This is a genomic window from Cylindrospermum stagnale PCC 7417 (assembly GCF_000317535.1).
In the GTDB taxonomy this organism is placed as follows: Bacteria; Cyanobacteriota; Cyanobacteriia; order Cyanobacteriales; family Nostocaceae; genus Cylindrospermum; species Cylindrospermum stagnale.
On record NC_019757.1, the window covers coordinates 3411642 to 3425002 of the forward strand.

Consider the following 13361-nt stretch of genomic DNA (forward strand, 5'->3'; position numbering starts at 1 on the left):
CTGTCGGGGTTACAAATTTCCCACGAGGACTTATGGATTCTGTTCAGGTTGAAACAGCTACACCTCTAACTCTGGAAATTCCCCAGATTAACGTAAAACCCAGCCCCCAAACCGCCAAAAATTCTATTCGCACCAGTTTACGAGCCTCCACCTTGGATGCTATCTTCGCAACAGGTTTTTCTATCACTACTGGCGGGATTTTGCTCAGTAATTTTCTGGTGGAATTGGATGCAACTCCAGTGGTATTTGGAATGCTATCTTCTTTACCAATGTTGGTAAATCTGATTCAGCCCTTGGGTGCTTACTTGTCGGAACGCACCACCAGCCGCTTTCAATATTCTTTTTTAATCTATGGAATATCTCGGTTACTGTGGCTGATTCTCGTGATTGGCATTGCGGGAGCAAGCTGGGGAAAATTTAGTTCTCAGCAGTTGATGGTATTGACACTCTTGATTGTTCTCTTCAGCCATCTTATAGGAGGACTAGGAAGCGCTTCTTGGCTCAGTTGGTTAGCGATAATCGTTCCCCGGCAATTGCGAGGCAGGTATTTTGGCATCCGCAATAGCGCTGCTAGCCTCACTAATTTAGTCTGTGTACCTTTAGCTGGATTAGCTGTATCACATTGGCCTAGTGGGACTCAACAAGGTTATGGGGTAGTTCTGCTATTGGGTATTGTCCTTGGAATGCTTAGTTTAGGGTGTCAGTCTTTCAAAGTTGATATCAATCCCAAACTACAAAATAGTAATGTTGTCAAGTTATCTCCAAACAGTGACAATGCAACTGGTGAAATACCTGAACCTATCCCCATACCCGAAAATTCTTGGGCTAGTAGCGTCTGGCAAAACTCTAACTTTTTGGGATTTTTGTCATATTTCAGCTTATGGATGCTAGCTGTTAATCTCAGTGGACCTTTCTTTAACTTCTATCTGCTAGACACCTTGGAACTAGATGTGAGTTGGGTGACTACTTATAGTAGCCTACAGGCGGGGGCGAATCTGCTAATGATGATTTTGTGGGGTAAATTAGCAGACAAGATAGGCAATCGTCCTATTCTGATTTCTATGGGAATTCTAGTTGCAGTCACACCATTGGCATGGTTGGGAATTGGTACTAGTAGCTTGAATCTCTGGCTGTGGTTGCCGCTGTTGCACATCTTTACTGGAGGCACTTGGGCAGCAATTGATTTATGTAATAACAATCTGCTGTTGGGAATTGCCCCAATGAAGAATCAGTCTATCTATTTTGCGACCGTTGCTGCTGCTATTGGAGCTAGTGGTGCTTTGGGCACAACCCTGGGTGGCTTTATTGCCCAATTTTCCCAGTCTCACGGTTTACTAGGATTATTTGCCTTATCTAGTTTGTGCCGACTAGCAGCGTTAATTCCACTTGCCTTTGTCCAAGAACCGCAAAAGTGAGGAGAGGGGGAAATTCAAAATTCAAAATTCAAAATTCAAAATTTTGAATAATCCCACCCCCATCCATTTATTCAACAACAGTGGAACTCAAGCTCATTGATTCCCACAAAACCATATGGGGTGTAGTTGGTAAGGGCTGGTGCAAAGCAATCAGCTGGGCTAGGGTGCTCTTTAACTGGGTACGAGGCACAATATCATCGACAAAACCATGCTTGAGCAAATCTTCAGCAGTCTGAAAATCATCGGGCAGTTTTTCCCGCAGGGTTTGTTCGATTACTCGTCGTCCAGCAAAACCAATGGTTGCCTTTGGTTCTGCGATAATGATATCGCCTAACATGGCAAAACTAGCAGTGACGCCGCCTGTGGTGGGATTAGTTAAAATGGGTATATATAATAATCGGGCTTCTTGATGGCGTTGTAGGGCTGCGGATATTTTCGCCATTTGCATCAAGGAGAGCATTCCTTCTTGCATTCTCGCACCACCAGAGGTACAGACGATGACAACAGGATAGCGTCCTTGAGTAGCTTGCTCAATCATCCGGGTAATTTTTTCGCCGACAACCGAACCCATACTACCGCCCATAAAGCGGAAGTCCATTACTCCCAGGGCAATGGGTAAGCCATTAATTTGACCCAAGCCAGTTTTAACTGCGTCTATTAAACCAATTTTTTCCTGCATTTCCCGCAAGCGATCGCTGTAGAGTTTGCGATCGCGAAATTGCAGAGGATCGGTTGGGCGTAAATGCTCATCCATCGGTCTCCAGGTATTTTGGTCGATCAATTGCCGGATGCGTTCATCACTATCCACCCGGTTATGATGACCACATTCAACACAGACCATCTGATTAGCCCTGAGGTCTTTTGTATATGACAAAACACCACATTTAGGGCACTTGTGCCATAGTCCATCAGCAATTTCACGTTCTTGGCGTTCGAGGCTGGTAGATCCTGATTTACGCCGATTTGCAAACCAATCAAACAGGGACTTTAAACCGCGTGATTCTTCGTTGTTCGCCATTTTTATCTTAATTCAAGTAGGTATGAGGTCGAAAACAGGTCAAGCCACTACTGTCCGTTTAGGGTAAAAAATCCTACGTCCAGATTAATTTTTAGTTTTTACTTTTTACTCCTGACTCTTGTAGAGACCCGATGAATCGCGTCTCTACTTTTATATCTCGACTAAATCGACAAATTATGCTTATTCGCAATTCAGGTCTGATGAGAGCATGTTTGGTTGCCAGCTTAACGAAAATGCTTATACCAATACAAGTCTCTTACCACGTGCCACGGGACTTAATTATATGAACTGACAGGCATTACAACTGGAATATCAACCCCCCATCAGGATGCCCTTGCCTCCAAATTAATTATTCTTGCTGCCAGGTTACGAGCAGCCAGCATCTGTAATACTTAGTCATGTTTGCCAACTGAGTTTTTTTCAGAGGCTAATACAACTCACAGGCTAATATTACCAATATATCAAGGGCAGATGGGGTAATGCAAGTTACAGTCATGGAGGATGGCAGTTTCTGATGATGGGAGCACGGGGTAATAAGTAAAAAAGTAAAAAAAAAGGGCATTTAAAATTAAAATTTGGCTCTTAAATTGGTATGTTTTATTTTACATTTGTCTGTTTTTCTTGTGTTTCAAGCTGCGGAGAAAAATAACCGCAGGTAACTCGACAAAATTGCTTCGCCGCTAAAGATAGTCAGCACAGCCCCCAAAGATAGAAAAGGTCCAAAAGGCATCTTTTGACCCCATCTTCTTCGTGATAAAATAATTGCACCGCTACCGACTAACGCACCCAAGGCACAGGCAATAAAACCAGCCAAGAGCAAATACTTCCAACCCAACCAAGCTCCCATCATGGCTGCTAATTTAGCATCACCTGCACCCATTGCCGCTTTACGAAAGGCGATGGAACCAATTAGAGATATCCCATCAAATAGCCATAAGCCCAGTACCGCGCCTGCTATCCCCATCATTAGGTATTTTACCAATCCTACCCAGCTAGCTTCTGGTAAATAACCAACAATCATTTGAAAGACAATCCCCACTACCAAGCCTGACTTAGTAAGTGAGTTGGGTAAAGTCATGGTATCTAAGTCTATGAGCGATAAAGCTAATAACCAACTACAAAAAGCCCAATAACCTATTGTGAAAATCGAGAAGTTAAATATTAAAAAAATTAGTAAGAATAATATACCCGTTATCGCTTCAACTACAGGATAACGGAGAGAAATTTGGCTTTTGCAATAACGACATCGCCCTTTTAACCACAACCAACCTAGTACCGGTACATTATCATAGGTTTTAAGCTGGTTTAAACAATGAGGACAGCGAGAAGGTGGCCAAAGAATTGATAGTCTAGCAGGTAGCCGATAAACCACAACATTGATGAAGCTGCCAATAGATGCACCCAAAGCGAAGACAATCAGACTCGCCGGGGCGAAGATCAAAATGTCCATATAGTTTTTTGTCAGTTGTTGGTTGTAAGTCAGTGCAGTATTGGGGGTCTGGTATACAAACAGTGGCTCCCAATTAGCAACTAACGTGCCTCTTTTAGAGGTGCTGAACGCTAGGCGCTAGCTAACGCGTAGCAGCGACACAAGAGATACCCGAAAGGTCAGTTGTCAGTTGTCAGTTATTAACTAATGACTACTGACTAATGACTAATGACTAGTACATATAGGATTCAATTTGATTCAACGGCACGAAACATTCTTGTGGTAATAGAACTGGTTGATGAGTAAAAATCACTTTACCCCGATGAGTCACGCGACTAATTGCTACACCTGAAGCTTGCCCGACAATTTCGGGATGTACCTCACAGTAGGTATAGTAAATCTGCCCAGCTGCTCTGATCACGGTGGGATCAACCAGAGGCGGCTGGTTTTTTGGGGTAGCAAAATCAGCTTGTCCTTGTCGTAAAGCGTACACTATAAGCTCTTTATACAATTTATAGAGTTCTCTCTAGTTTATCCGAAACTTTCAGATGTTTATCCGAAACTTTTGGTAACTAATGCTAAAATCTCCCAGCTAAGACTAGAAAGTTATTTTGCTTCGAGAATTTGAATCAGTGCGTTGCCCATAGCGCGACAACCTAAAAGATTCATTCCCACAGACATAATATCCCCTGTGCGATCGCCTTGTTGTAAAACTTGTAACACTCCGCTTTCCATAAAGTCTGCTGCCTCTGGTTGATTTAAGCCGTAGCGTAACATCATTGCTGCACTCAAAACCTGGGCCAAGGGATTGGCTTTATCAAGTCCGGCGATATCTGGGGCGGAACCGTGAACAGGTTCAAATACGCCAGGCCCAGTTGCGCCTAAACTCGCAGAGGGTAACATTCCAATACTACCAGTGAGCATGGCCGCTGCATCAGAGAGAATATCGCCAAATAAGTTGCCTGTAACGATGGTATCGAATTGCTTAGGAGCGCGTACGAGCTGCATCGCTGCGTTATCGACGTACAAATGAGATAGTTCAATATCTGGATACTCTGCGGCAAGTTTGATCATGCGATCGCGCCACAGTTGCGATACTTCTAATACATTAGCTTTATCCACAGAACAGAGTTTTCCGCCCCGTTTTCGCGCTGCCTCAAAGGCCACCCGCCCAATACGTTCAATTTCTGATTCGGTGTAAACCATCGTATTTACACCACGTTTTTCACCAGTTTCTGTAGCAAAAATACCTTTAGGCTTACCGAAATAAATCCCCCCAGTGAGTTCACGCACCACCATAATATCCACACCTTCTACAACTTCCCGCTTTAAGGTAGAAGCATCAATCAACTGGGGCAAAATTTTTGCTGGGCGCAAATTGGCAAATAGTCCTAAACCCGCACGCAGTCCTAACAAACCTGCTTCTGGGCGTAAATGGGATGGTAATGAATCCCACTTATAACCACCGATGGCGGCGAGTAAAACTGCATCACTATTGCGGCATATATCTAAGCTGACATCTGGTAGCGGTTCGCCTGTAGCATCAATTGCTGCACCACCAATCAGGGCTGTTGAGAATTCAAATTGAATATCAAAACGCTTGCCTACGACTTTCAGCACATCTACCGCTACGGCCATTATTTCAGGGCCGATGCCATCGCCAGGGAGTAAGGTAATGTGGTAGTTCTGAGTCATAACTAATTTTTACTGGGTAAATGTTTGCCGATTAAACATCATAACCAGCAAAATGTATTTATCAAGCTTTAAATTTATTTATCAGTAATATCTACAAATTGTTAAGAAATAAAATATACATAAATTAAAGATTTAAAAAACCTATCTATAGGTATTGGTAGTCTATTTCGTTCTATCTTTATTGTGTTGTAAATGTACAAACAAAAATTATGGATTTCAAGCAAATTGGGCAAGTGACGATCGCGCTGTTAACTCAGTTTGGACTAAAAATTGTCGGTGCGATCCTCCTGTGGTTTATTGGTCAGCGATTGATTGACTTTGCGGTCAAGTTAGTGCGACGGGCTTTCAGAATCCAACATCTTGATGCAACACTCCTCAATTATCTGGCAAATATCATTTCCGTCACCCTGAGAATTGTGCTGATTGTGGCACTTCTGGGCTTTTTTGGCGTGGAAACAACCTCCTTTGCGGCATTGTTAGCAGCAGTTGGCCTGGCTATTGGTGCAGCATGGGGTGGACTACTGGCAAATTTCGCAGCAGGCGCTTTTTTAATTATTTTTCAACCATTTAAAGTTGGAGATTTCATCACAGCCGGAGGTGTCACAGGCACTGTTACAGAAATTGGACTGTTCACAACCAGTATTAATACACCTGATAATGTGTTGACAATTGTCGCCAATAATAAAATATTTTCTGACAATATTCAGAATTTTTCCGCCAATCCGTACCGTCGCGTTGACTTGCTGGCTCAACTCCATCACGATGTTGGACATAATGAGGCGATCGCACTTTTGAAAGCGAAACTCAGCCAAATTCCTAATGTTATCCAAAATCCAGCACCAGATGTCGAAATTATCACCTTTAACCTGGCAGGCCCTGTACTAGCAGTGCGTCCCTATTGCAGTAATGATAACTACTGGCAAGTGTATTTTGACACTAACAAAGCCATACGCGAAACCTTTGGCGAGGCTGGATATCCAATTCCCGAACAGCGGTATACAGTTAATGGCTCATCTCCAAGTGGGAGTTACTCTGTGATCCCATCACCATCTGTAATGAGTTGACGGCAAAATAAAAGTTAAACAGTAGGTAGGGCGTAGACCTTGCCTACTTCTTCCGGTATTTATCAAACCGTAATTAAGGCCATAAGCAAGAAGAAAGTGCGTAAAGCCAGTTTCTATTTTTGAAACAAGACTAACAAATGCTCTGGAGAGAGGTTAGTTTAACTATTAATCTTCAGCCGCACTCCAGCAGCTATGGTAAAAGAATTAGCAATTCGTACCTGTGGACTTACTAAGGAATTTGAGCGGCATATTGTCGTTAACAATGTTGACTTAGAAATCCAGGTGGGTGAAGTTTACGGACTGATTGGCCCAAATGGCGCGGGTAAAACAACTCTCATCAGGATGTTAGCAGCAGCTGAGGAAGCAACTACTGGTGAGATTTATATTAATGGCGAGCCTCTACTCCGGGACAAAAGCAACCCCACCCTCAAACGTCGTCTCGGTTACTTACCCGATGACTATCCGCTATATGAAGATTTAACAGTCTGGGACTACCTAGATTATTTTGCGCGTTTGTATTGCTTACGAGATCCCCGCCGTACTCAACGCCTACATGAAGTTTTAGAACTTATTCAACTCGGTAATAAACGCCACAGCCAGATTTCAACTCTGTCGCGGGGGATGAAGCAGCGCTTGAGTTTAGCGCGAACTATTATCCACGAACCGATTTTACTGCTGCTAGATGAACCGGTTTCTGGACTTGATCCGATCGCGAGGATGCAGTTTCGCGAAATCATCAAAGCTTTGCAAGAAGCTGGGATGACGATCTTAATTTCCTCCCACGTTCTCAGCGACTTAGCGGAACTGTGTACCTCTGTAGGAATTATGGAACTGGGCTTTTTGGTAGAAAGTGCCTCACTACAACAACTTTACCAACGTCTTGCCCGCCAGCAAATTTTAGTATCGACCTTGGGTAACCTAGAAGTGCTGCTGAGTGAACTAAAAAATCATCCCCTAGTAGAAGAGTGGGAGGTGATACCAAGCAAAAACAGCGTGCGGGTGAATTTTTCCGGTAAACAGGAAGATAGTGCTGAGTTGTTGCGATCGCTTATTAGTACTGGAATTCCCTTAACTAATTTTCACTACACCCAAGAAGACTTAGAAACCATTTTCCTCAAACTTGGTCATAAACAAGCATCTTGATCCGTCATCCCAATGCAAGGATTTTAACCTTCGTCCCTTGCCAAACGTCTCAGTCGAAAGATTTTGGATGAAAAATCTTTGCCAAAAGGCTGTTCCAAGAATTTTAACAATCAATATCTATCCAAACTTGGTGTCGTCAATAATCCCCTTATTTTGGAGAATTTATGACTATGATGCTCAATTTACTAGACAAAGCGGGCGAATGGAATCCCCAACTTTTCCGAGAACTCAAAGGACGCCTGAAAACTTTTAATGTGGCGATCGCTGTTGTCTCATCCCTATTGCTACAACTGGTAATATTTTTGTACCAGTTAACGCAATTACCTGGTGAGGACTATCCCCTAACTAGCCAGTACTCTCGTCTGCGTCAAGTGTACGAACAGCAGCAAAGCCATCTTTACCAACAACAAAACATACTTAACCAGAAATTAAGTAATTATCAACAGATTAAACTATCCGATCCCACAATCATCCCAAATATCAAAGAACAACTCAAGCAAGTCAATACAGACCTGGCTAAATTGCAGCGTGATTTAGCAAATAATTTTACTCCCTCCGATCAAATTGATTGGCAATTATGGTGGCGAGATCACTGGGAATACACCTTCCTCTCATTGAGTGTAATTTTTATCTTCACACTCTTAATTGCTGGAACTTTTTTGTTGATCAACGATTTAGCCAAAGAAGAACATCGCGGCACACTAAATTTTATTCGCCTCAGTCCCCAGTCCTCGCTCCTCATATTAACTGGCAAGCTGCTAGGAGTGCCGAGTTTAATTTATCTCTTTGTTGTCACGGCAGTTCCTCTACATTTATGGGCTGGGCATTCTGCCGAAATAGCCACAAGCCACATTTTTAGTTACTATGCTATTCTGGTTGCTAGCTGTCTTTTCTTCTACAGTGCCGCCCTGCTTTTTGGCTTAATTAGTCGTTTCTTTAGTAGCTTCCAACCGTGGTTAGGTAGTGCTGCCGTTCTCATATTTGTATTTACAACGATGATCATGGCATCGTCTTCTAGCGGCTACTTAAACAATCCCACTGCTTGGTTGAGACTGTTAAGTCCCTGGGAAATGACAAATTATCTGTTTCCCAATTTGTTTCATAATAATTACAAGGATTTAGCCCTAAAAGACTTACAGTTTCTCTATTTGCCAATAGGAGCCAATCTGGTCAGCGTTGTCGGCTTCCATATCGTAAATTATGGAATATGTACTTACGGTATTTGGCAAGGGATGAAACGTTGCTTCCGTAACCCTAATGCCACTATCTTGAATAAAAAACAAAGTTATTTGTTTGTTGCTTGTTTTCAAGTGATGCTTTTGGGACTGACTATGCAAAATTCAAATAACAGGCTAGAAGATTCAACTATCTTCTTAGTATTATTCAATTTTGTCATAGCTTTGAGTTTAATTGCCATTCTCTCACCTCATCGCCAAACTATACAAGATTGGGCAAGATATCGACACCAAAACGTTGCTCATTCTCAGAGTGGTGAACGTAACTCTCTATGGCATGATTTGATTTGGGGCGAAAAAAGCCCTGCACTATTAGCGATCGCCATTAACCTGGTTATTGCTACAACTCCAATCATCGTTTGGATTATACTTGCACCGAATAAACAGGCTTTCGTCCATTTAGATCAGATGCGGGCAATTTTAGCTGTGGTTCTGTTCTTCAGTCTAATGATGATTTACGCCACCATAGCTCAAATGATGCTGTTGATGAAAACCCGCAAGCGTTCTTTCTTGGCAATTGGCACCGTAGGCACAACAATGTTTTTGCCACCAATAATTCTACAATTTCTGAGTATCTCCCCAGCCCATAGTCCTGCTGTATGGCTATTTTCAAGTTTTCCCTGGGCAGCTATAGAATACTCCCAGACGATAACAATTTTTAAGGCATTCCTAGCTGAGTTGACTGTTCTAACATTGTTAAACTTCCGATTAATCAGACAAGTCAAATTAGCTGGGGAGTCGGCAACAAAAGCATTATTAGCTGGACGCTAAGTATAGCGGTTATCGTTTGTATGCTTAATTTAAGCAATAGAGTGGGTTTCCACCACTCTACTGCTGTTAGCTCAATCATTTGCTACGAATTTGGGAGGCTACTTCTTGGGCAAAGTGGCTTTCTGGTTTTTCAATGCCTTGGCCTAGTACAAATCGGTTGAAGCGACGCACTTGGATGTTTTCACCTAGTTTAGCAATCGCCTGTTTAATGTGCTGTTCCACCGTGATAGCTGGGGAACGCATATAAGGTTGATCCATCAAGGACATTTCTTTCAGGCGTTTTTCAATCCGTCCCTGAATGATTTTATCTTTGATGTTGTCTGGTTTATTAGCCAAATCATCCCGCCCGATTTCGATTTCTGTTTCCTGGGCGATAACTTCCGCCGGAATGTCTACTACATGGATATACTCGATATTTGCATAAGCTGCTATTTGCATGGCGATGTCTCGCACCAAAGTTTGAAATTCTTGACTACGGCTGACGAAATCAGTCTCACAGTTGACTTCCAGTAGCACACCGACTTTACCGCCAGTATGAATGTAGCTACTAATCAATCCTTCTGTCGCAATGCGAGTGTAGTTACAAGTGACAAAACTTTTTTGTTGTAACCAGGCAATTGCTTTATTGATGTCACCATTCGTTTCCTTCAGCGCTTGTTTACAATTCATCATCCCAGCGCCTGTTTTTTCACGCAGTTGTTTGACAACTTGTGCAGATATTTCCATTATTTTGCCTCCTATTTACAACGGTTATCTCTGCCAACTATCACAATCAAATGCTTAAACTTATCGACCAATGGTGATTTATTTTATTGATCAAAGTAGTGTTATTTGCCACTGTTTGATAGAAGAAATTAGCATTTTTAAATCAGAATCAGGTTCTATACGTCTTGTACGAGCTTCCCAAGATTTGATTAAACAAATAAATAACGATGAACAATATAAATCAAGAATAATGTCATTGTTTTATGATAACTACTGTAAGATAGTGGTTTTGATGCCCACTGCTGTGTTGTACAGTTTAATACCTTAACAAAGGCGATTTGTTGCTTCTTATTCTTCTATGCATACTCAGGCAGCCAATTTGGCTTTGATTTAGGTGGTTATAACGACCTTTAAATCGAATGTGAGCAATTCAGATCAGATACCTCCTGAAAATGATCTAGAGATAGCTAATCAGCAACTGGATAAGTAACTTGATTGAGAGATTGTGTTTTTTGTTTATTCTATTTATATTACATACATACTACATTAATGTCAATGGTCTAGACAAACGTTTTCTTTGCTTCCTCTTGCGAACAGATAGCACAAATCAGGGAAAGGATTATTTACGCCCAGCCCAGCCAGTGGACTGAATGAACCCAAAGATACCGTCCTGTTAGTAGGGAGTGCTACTGAATTGAGAAGATATGGCTAACTGAAAATTGTAATTTCTCCTTGTCTAGTTAGTTGATTATCTTTTCTTGCGAGTAAGCTATGTTTGAGAACAAGCTGCTAGTTCTTAAGACTCTGTCAGGAAAGATTTCTTTATTAGCTATACTGAACAGAAGCAATTAACGGCTTCTGTATGATTAAGCAAAATTGTGTTATTATTCTCTTAATAGAAACTATCTGCAAACAGTGGTATGTAATCTCATAATCACCAACCTTGATTACTTAATTTCTACGTATTTTTAAGTATTACCTGAATACGATCTGACAACAGAGATCCTAGCTAAAACTATGATTTTAATTTTTTATATGAAGTTATAGTGAAGTAATTAGGAAAATATTCTTTAATTTTGCGTATAATCGAGAAGTGTCTGCTTACCCTATTCAGCTTGAGGATTTCTTGCCTTTTCTTGCGTGGTTAAGGATAATCAACTTGGTGAAAGCGAAACACGAGCCAACCTTGAATGAGCATTATCTGATCGCTCGCGGGATGTCTCGTCTGTTCTCATAAGAAAGACGATGAATCCCAATTGAATATTCTGGAGAAGAGATGTATCTGACACATTCATTCATGAGTGATGAAAAGAAGCACAACTCTCACTGGCCTTTGGTTTTGGTAGTAGAAGACCATAATGATAGTCTACTGCTGATTAGTTATGCCCTTGAGTCACTCGGCTGTAGATTCATTTGTCAAACTGACAGTTTCATGACGATACCAGTGGCAAAAGAGTATCAGCCAGACTTGATCATGTTGGATATTTTGTTACCAGGTATTAGCGGTCTGGAAATTGTGCATTATCTGAAGCGAGAACCTCTAACTTGCGACATTCCAGTGGTAGCAGTCACGGCTTTAGCTGGCAGGGACAATCGGGAACGCATCCTCAGAGCGGGTTTTAATGACTACATTAGCAAACCTTACATGCTTGAGGATTTAGAGGCGATTATTCGCCGTTTGCTTTACGGGAAATTCAATTCGCACTTGGCTTTTGAGATATGTAAGGAATAGCCCACTCATTAGCACAATTTAAGTGTGCTTTGGTAGTTGCACTGTGAATACACTGCCTTTGCCGATTTCAGAAGTAACTTCAATTGTGCCACCGTGTGCTTCTACAATGCGGCGCGATAGATGCAGTCCCAAGCCACTACCTGAGCGTTTATTTTTACCTTGACGAAACCGCTCAAAAATTGTTGCTTGGTCTTCGGCAGCTATCCCATACCCTGTATCTGCAACTTCAATTGTGACTCCATCTTTATTGGTAGCGGTGGCTGAGGTTTCAAAAATGCGGACTTCTATAGCGCCTGTGTCTGTAAACTTGATGGCATTACCGATTAAGTTGTTCAAAACTCGTCGCAGTTCTAGATGATCACCCAAGACTACACCAGCATTGTCTCCCAGTTCATCTAACAAAGAAGTGTCTATTTTCAAAGTCAAGCTTTTCTCATTTGCTAGAGGAGTTAGTTCACTAACTACTTCTTGAGCTATCTGGGGTAAATTACAGTCCTCCCAATTTAAGGTCTTTTTGCCTGCCTCGAAACGATAGACTTCTAGTAAGGTATTGACCATTTGCATCAAATTTTGGTTACTGCGAATCATCACAGTGATCGCTTGTTTCATTTCCGGCGAAATTTTGCAAAAGGTTTCTTGCTCAAATAAAGCAAGCATGCGATCGGCAGCTACTAAGGGTGTTCGCAAATCGTGAGTCAGACGAGATACAAAGTCTTCCCGTTGGCGTGTCATCTTTTGTTGTTCGTCGATACTGTGCTTTAAACGCAGCAGCGATCGCACCCTGGCCAACAATTCATCTGTATCAAATGGTTTACGAATAAAATCGTCGGCGCCACCATCCAAGCCTTCAACAACGCTAGATTCATGAAAGGCAGTGATCAACAAAATCGGAATATAGTTGAGGTCGGGATTGTTGCGAATTCGACGTGTCACTTCGTAACCGTCCATCCCTGGCATCATCACATCGAGCAGAATCAAATCGGGTGGAGATTGTTGTACCTGTTGCAAAGCCGCTGCACCATCTGTTACCAACTCAATTTCATAGCCTTCACTCTCTAAAATTGTTTGCACCAAAATTAGATTATCTCTAGTATCATCAACGGCGAGGATACGGTCAATCTTAGAATTTTTAACAACAGACATGATTTATCAAC

At 41.9% G+C, this 13361-nt stretch carries 11 protein-coding genes; 5 read left to right on the forward strand and 6 right to left on the reverse strand.

The window, feature by feature from the left end; all coding sequences use genetic code 11:
- Nucleotides 1-32 precede the first annotated feature (32 nt).
- Entirely contained in the window at nucleotides 33-1415 is a 1383-nt protein-coding gene (locus CYLST_RS14000; RefSeq protein WP_041233103.1) for an MFS transporter, read from the forward strand.
- A gap of 67 nt (nucleotides 1416-1482) precedes the next feature.
- Here the strand turns inward: CYLST_RS14000 and accD are convergent, their stop codons facing one another.
- The 4 genes from accD to leuB all read right to left on the reverse strand — a co-directional run bounded on the left by accD (nucleotide 1483) and on the right by leuB (nucleotide 5557).
- Nucleotides 1483-2433 (reverse strand): acetyl-CoA carboxylase, carboxyltransferase subunit beta, encoded by a 951-nt coding sequence (gene accD / locus CYLST_RS14005; RefSeq protein WP_015208373.1) that lies wholly within the window; start codon nucleotides 2431-2433, stop codon nucleotides 1483-1485.
- 628 nt (nucleotides 2434-3061) lie between these two features.
- On the reverse strand, nucleotides 3062-3883 hold the full coding sequence (locus tag CYLST_RS14010) for a prepilin peptidase (RefSeq protein ID WP_015208374.1): 822 nt from the start codon (nucleotides 3881-3883) through the stop codon (nucleotides 3062-3064).
- 211 nt (nucleotides 3884-4094) lie between these two features.
- Nucleotides 4095-4355 carry a hypothetical protein gene (locus tag CYLST_RS14015; protein WP_015208375.1) on the reverse strand — a complete coding sequence of 87 codons (261 nt, stop codon included), beginning with the start codon at nucleotides 4353-4355 and terminating at the stop codon, nucleotides 4095-4097.
- Nucleotides 4356-4468: 113 nt separating this feature from the next.
- Complete coding sequence (gene leuB, locus CYLST_RS14020) at nucleotides 4469-5557, reverse strand: 3-isopropylmalate dehydrogenase (protein WP_015208376.1); 1089 nt, start codon at nucleotides 5555-5557, stop codon at nucleotides 4469-4471.
- Between the two features lie 209 nt (nucleotides 5558-5766).
- On the opposite strand from leuB, the gene CYLST_RS14025 reads away from it, so the two are divergent.
- The 3 genes from CYLST_RS14025 to CYLST_RS14035 all read left to right on the forward strand — a co-directional run bounded on the left by CYLST_RS14025 (nucleotide 5767) and on the right by CYLST_RS14035 (nucleotide 9770).
- Nucleotides 5767-6621 (forward strand): mechanosensitive ion channel family protein, encoded by an 855-nt coding sequence (locus tag CYLST_RS14025; RefSeq protein ID WP_015208377.1) that lies wholly within the window; start codon nucleotides 5767-5769, stop codon nucleotides 6619-6621.
- Between the two features lie 192 nt (nucleotides 6622-6813).
- Nucleotides 6814-7764 (forward strand): ABC transporter ATP-binding protein, encoded by a 951-nt coding sequence (locus CYLST_RS14030; protein ID WP_015208378.1) that lies wholly within the window; start codon nucleotides 6814-6816, stop codon nucleotides 7762-7764.
- Nucleotides 7765-7934: 170 nt separating this feature from the next.
- The gene (locus tag CYLST_RS14035) at nucleotides 7935-9770 is read left to right on the forward strand and encodes a hypothetical protein (protein ID WP_041233104.1); all 1836 of its coding nucleotides are present in this window, start codon (nucleotides 7935-7937) and stop codon (nucleotides 9768-9770) included.
- Nucleotides 9771-9845: 75 nt separating this feature from the next.
- On the opposite strand, the gene CYLST_RS14040 is transcribed toward CYLST_RS14035, so the two are convergent.
- Nucleotides 9846-10499, reverse strand: coding sequence for a translation elongation factor Ts (locus CYLST_RS14040; protein ID WP_041233105.1), 654 nt, complete (start codon nucleotides 10497-10499; stop codon nucleotides 9846-9848).
- Between the two features lie 1252 nt (nucleotides 10500-11751).
- Between CYLST_RS14040 and CYLST_RS14050 the strand changes: the two genes are divergently transcribed.
- Complete coding sequence (locus tag CYLST_RS14050) at nucleotides 11752-12207, forward strand: response regulator (protein WP_015208382.1); 456 nt, start codon at nucleotides 11752-11754, stop codon at nucleotides 12205-12207.
- 18 nt (nucleotides 12208-12225) lie between these two features.
- On the opposite strand, the gene CYLST_RS14055 is transcribed toward CYLST_RS14050, so the two are convergent.
- Complete coding sequence (locus CYLST_RS14055; protein WP_015208383.1) at nucleotides 12226-13350, reverse strand: sensor histidine kinase; 1125 nt, start codon at nucleotides 13348-13350, stop codon at nucleotides 12226-12228.
- Nucleotides 13351-13361 lie beyond the last annotated feature (11 nt).

Excerpts from the sequence above, each read along its gene's own strand:
- leuB (WP_015208376.1), bottom strand. The coding sequence starts at position 5,557 with ATGACTCAGAACTACCACATTACCTTACTCCCTGGCGATGGCATCGGC.
- CYLST_RS14050 (WP_015208382.1), top strand. The coding sequence starts at position 11,752 with ATGTATCTGACACATTCATTCATGAGTGATGAAAAGAAGCACAACTCT.
- CYLST_RS14030 (WP_015208378.1), top strand. The coding sequence starts at position 6,814 with ATGGTAAAAGAATTAGCAATTCGTACCTGTGGACTTACTAAGGAATTT.
- CYLST_RS14025 (WP_015208377.1), top strand. The coding sequence starts at position 5,767 with ATGGATTTCAAGCAAATTGGGCAAGTGACGATCGCGCTGTTAACTCAG.
- CYLST_RS14000 (WP_041233103.1), top strand. The coding sequence starts at position 33 with ATGGATTCTGTTCAGGTTGAAACAGCTACACCTCTAACTCTGGAAATT.
- CYLST_RS14010 (WP_015208374.1), bottom strand. The coding sequence starts at position 3,883 with ATGGACATTTTGATCTTCGCCCCGGCGAGTCTGATTGTCTTCGCTTTG.
- CYLST_RS14035 (WP_041233104.1), top strand. The coding sequence starts at position 7,935 with ATGATGCTCAATTTACTAGACAAAGCGGGCGAATGGAATCCCCAACTT.
- CYLST_RS14055 (WP_015208383.1), bottom strand. The coding sequence starts at position 13,350 with ATGTCTGTTGTTAAAAATTCTAAGATTGACCGTATCCTCGCCGTTGAT.
- accD (WP_015208373.1), bottom strand. The coding sequence starts at position 2,433 with ATGGCGAACAACGAAGAATCACGCGGTTTAAAGTCCCTGTTTGATTGG.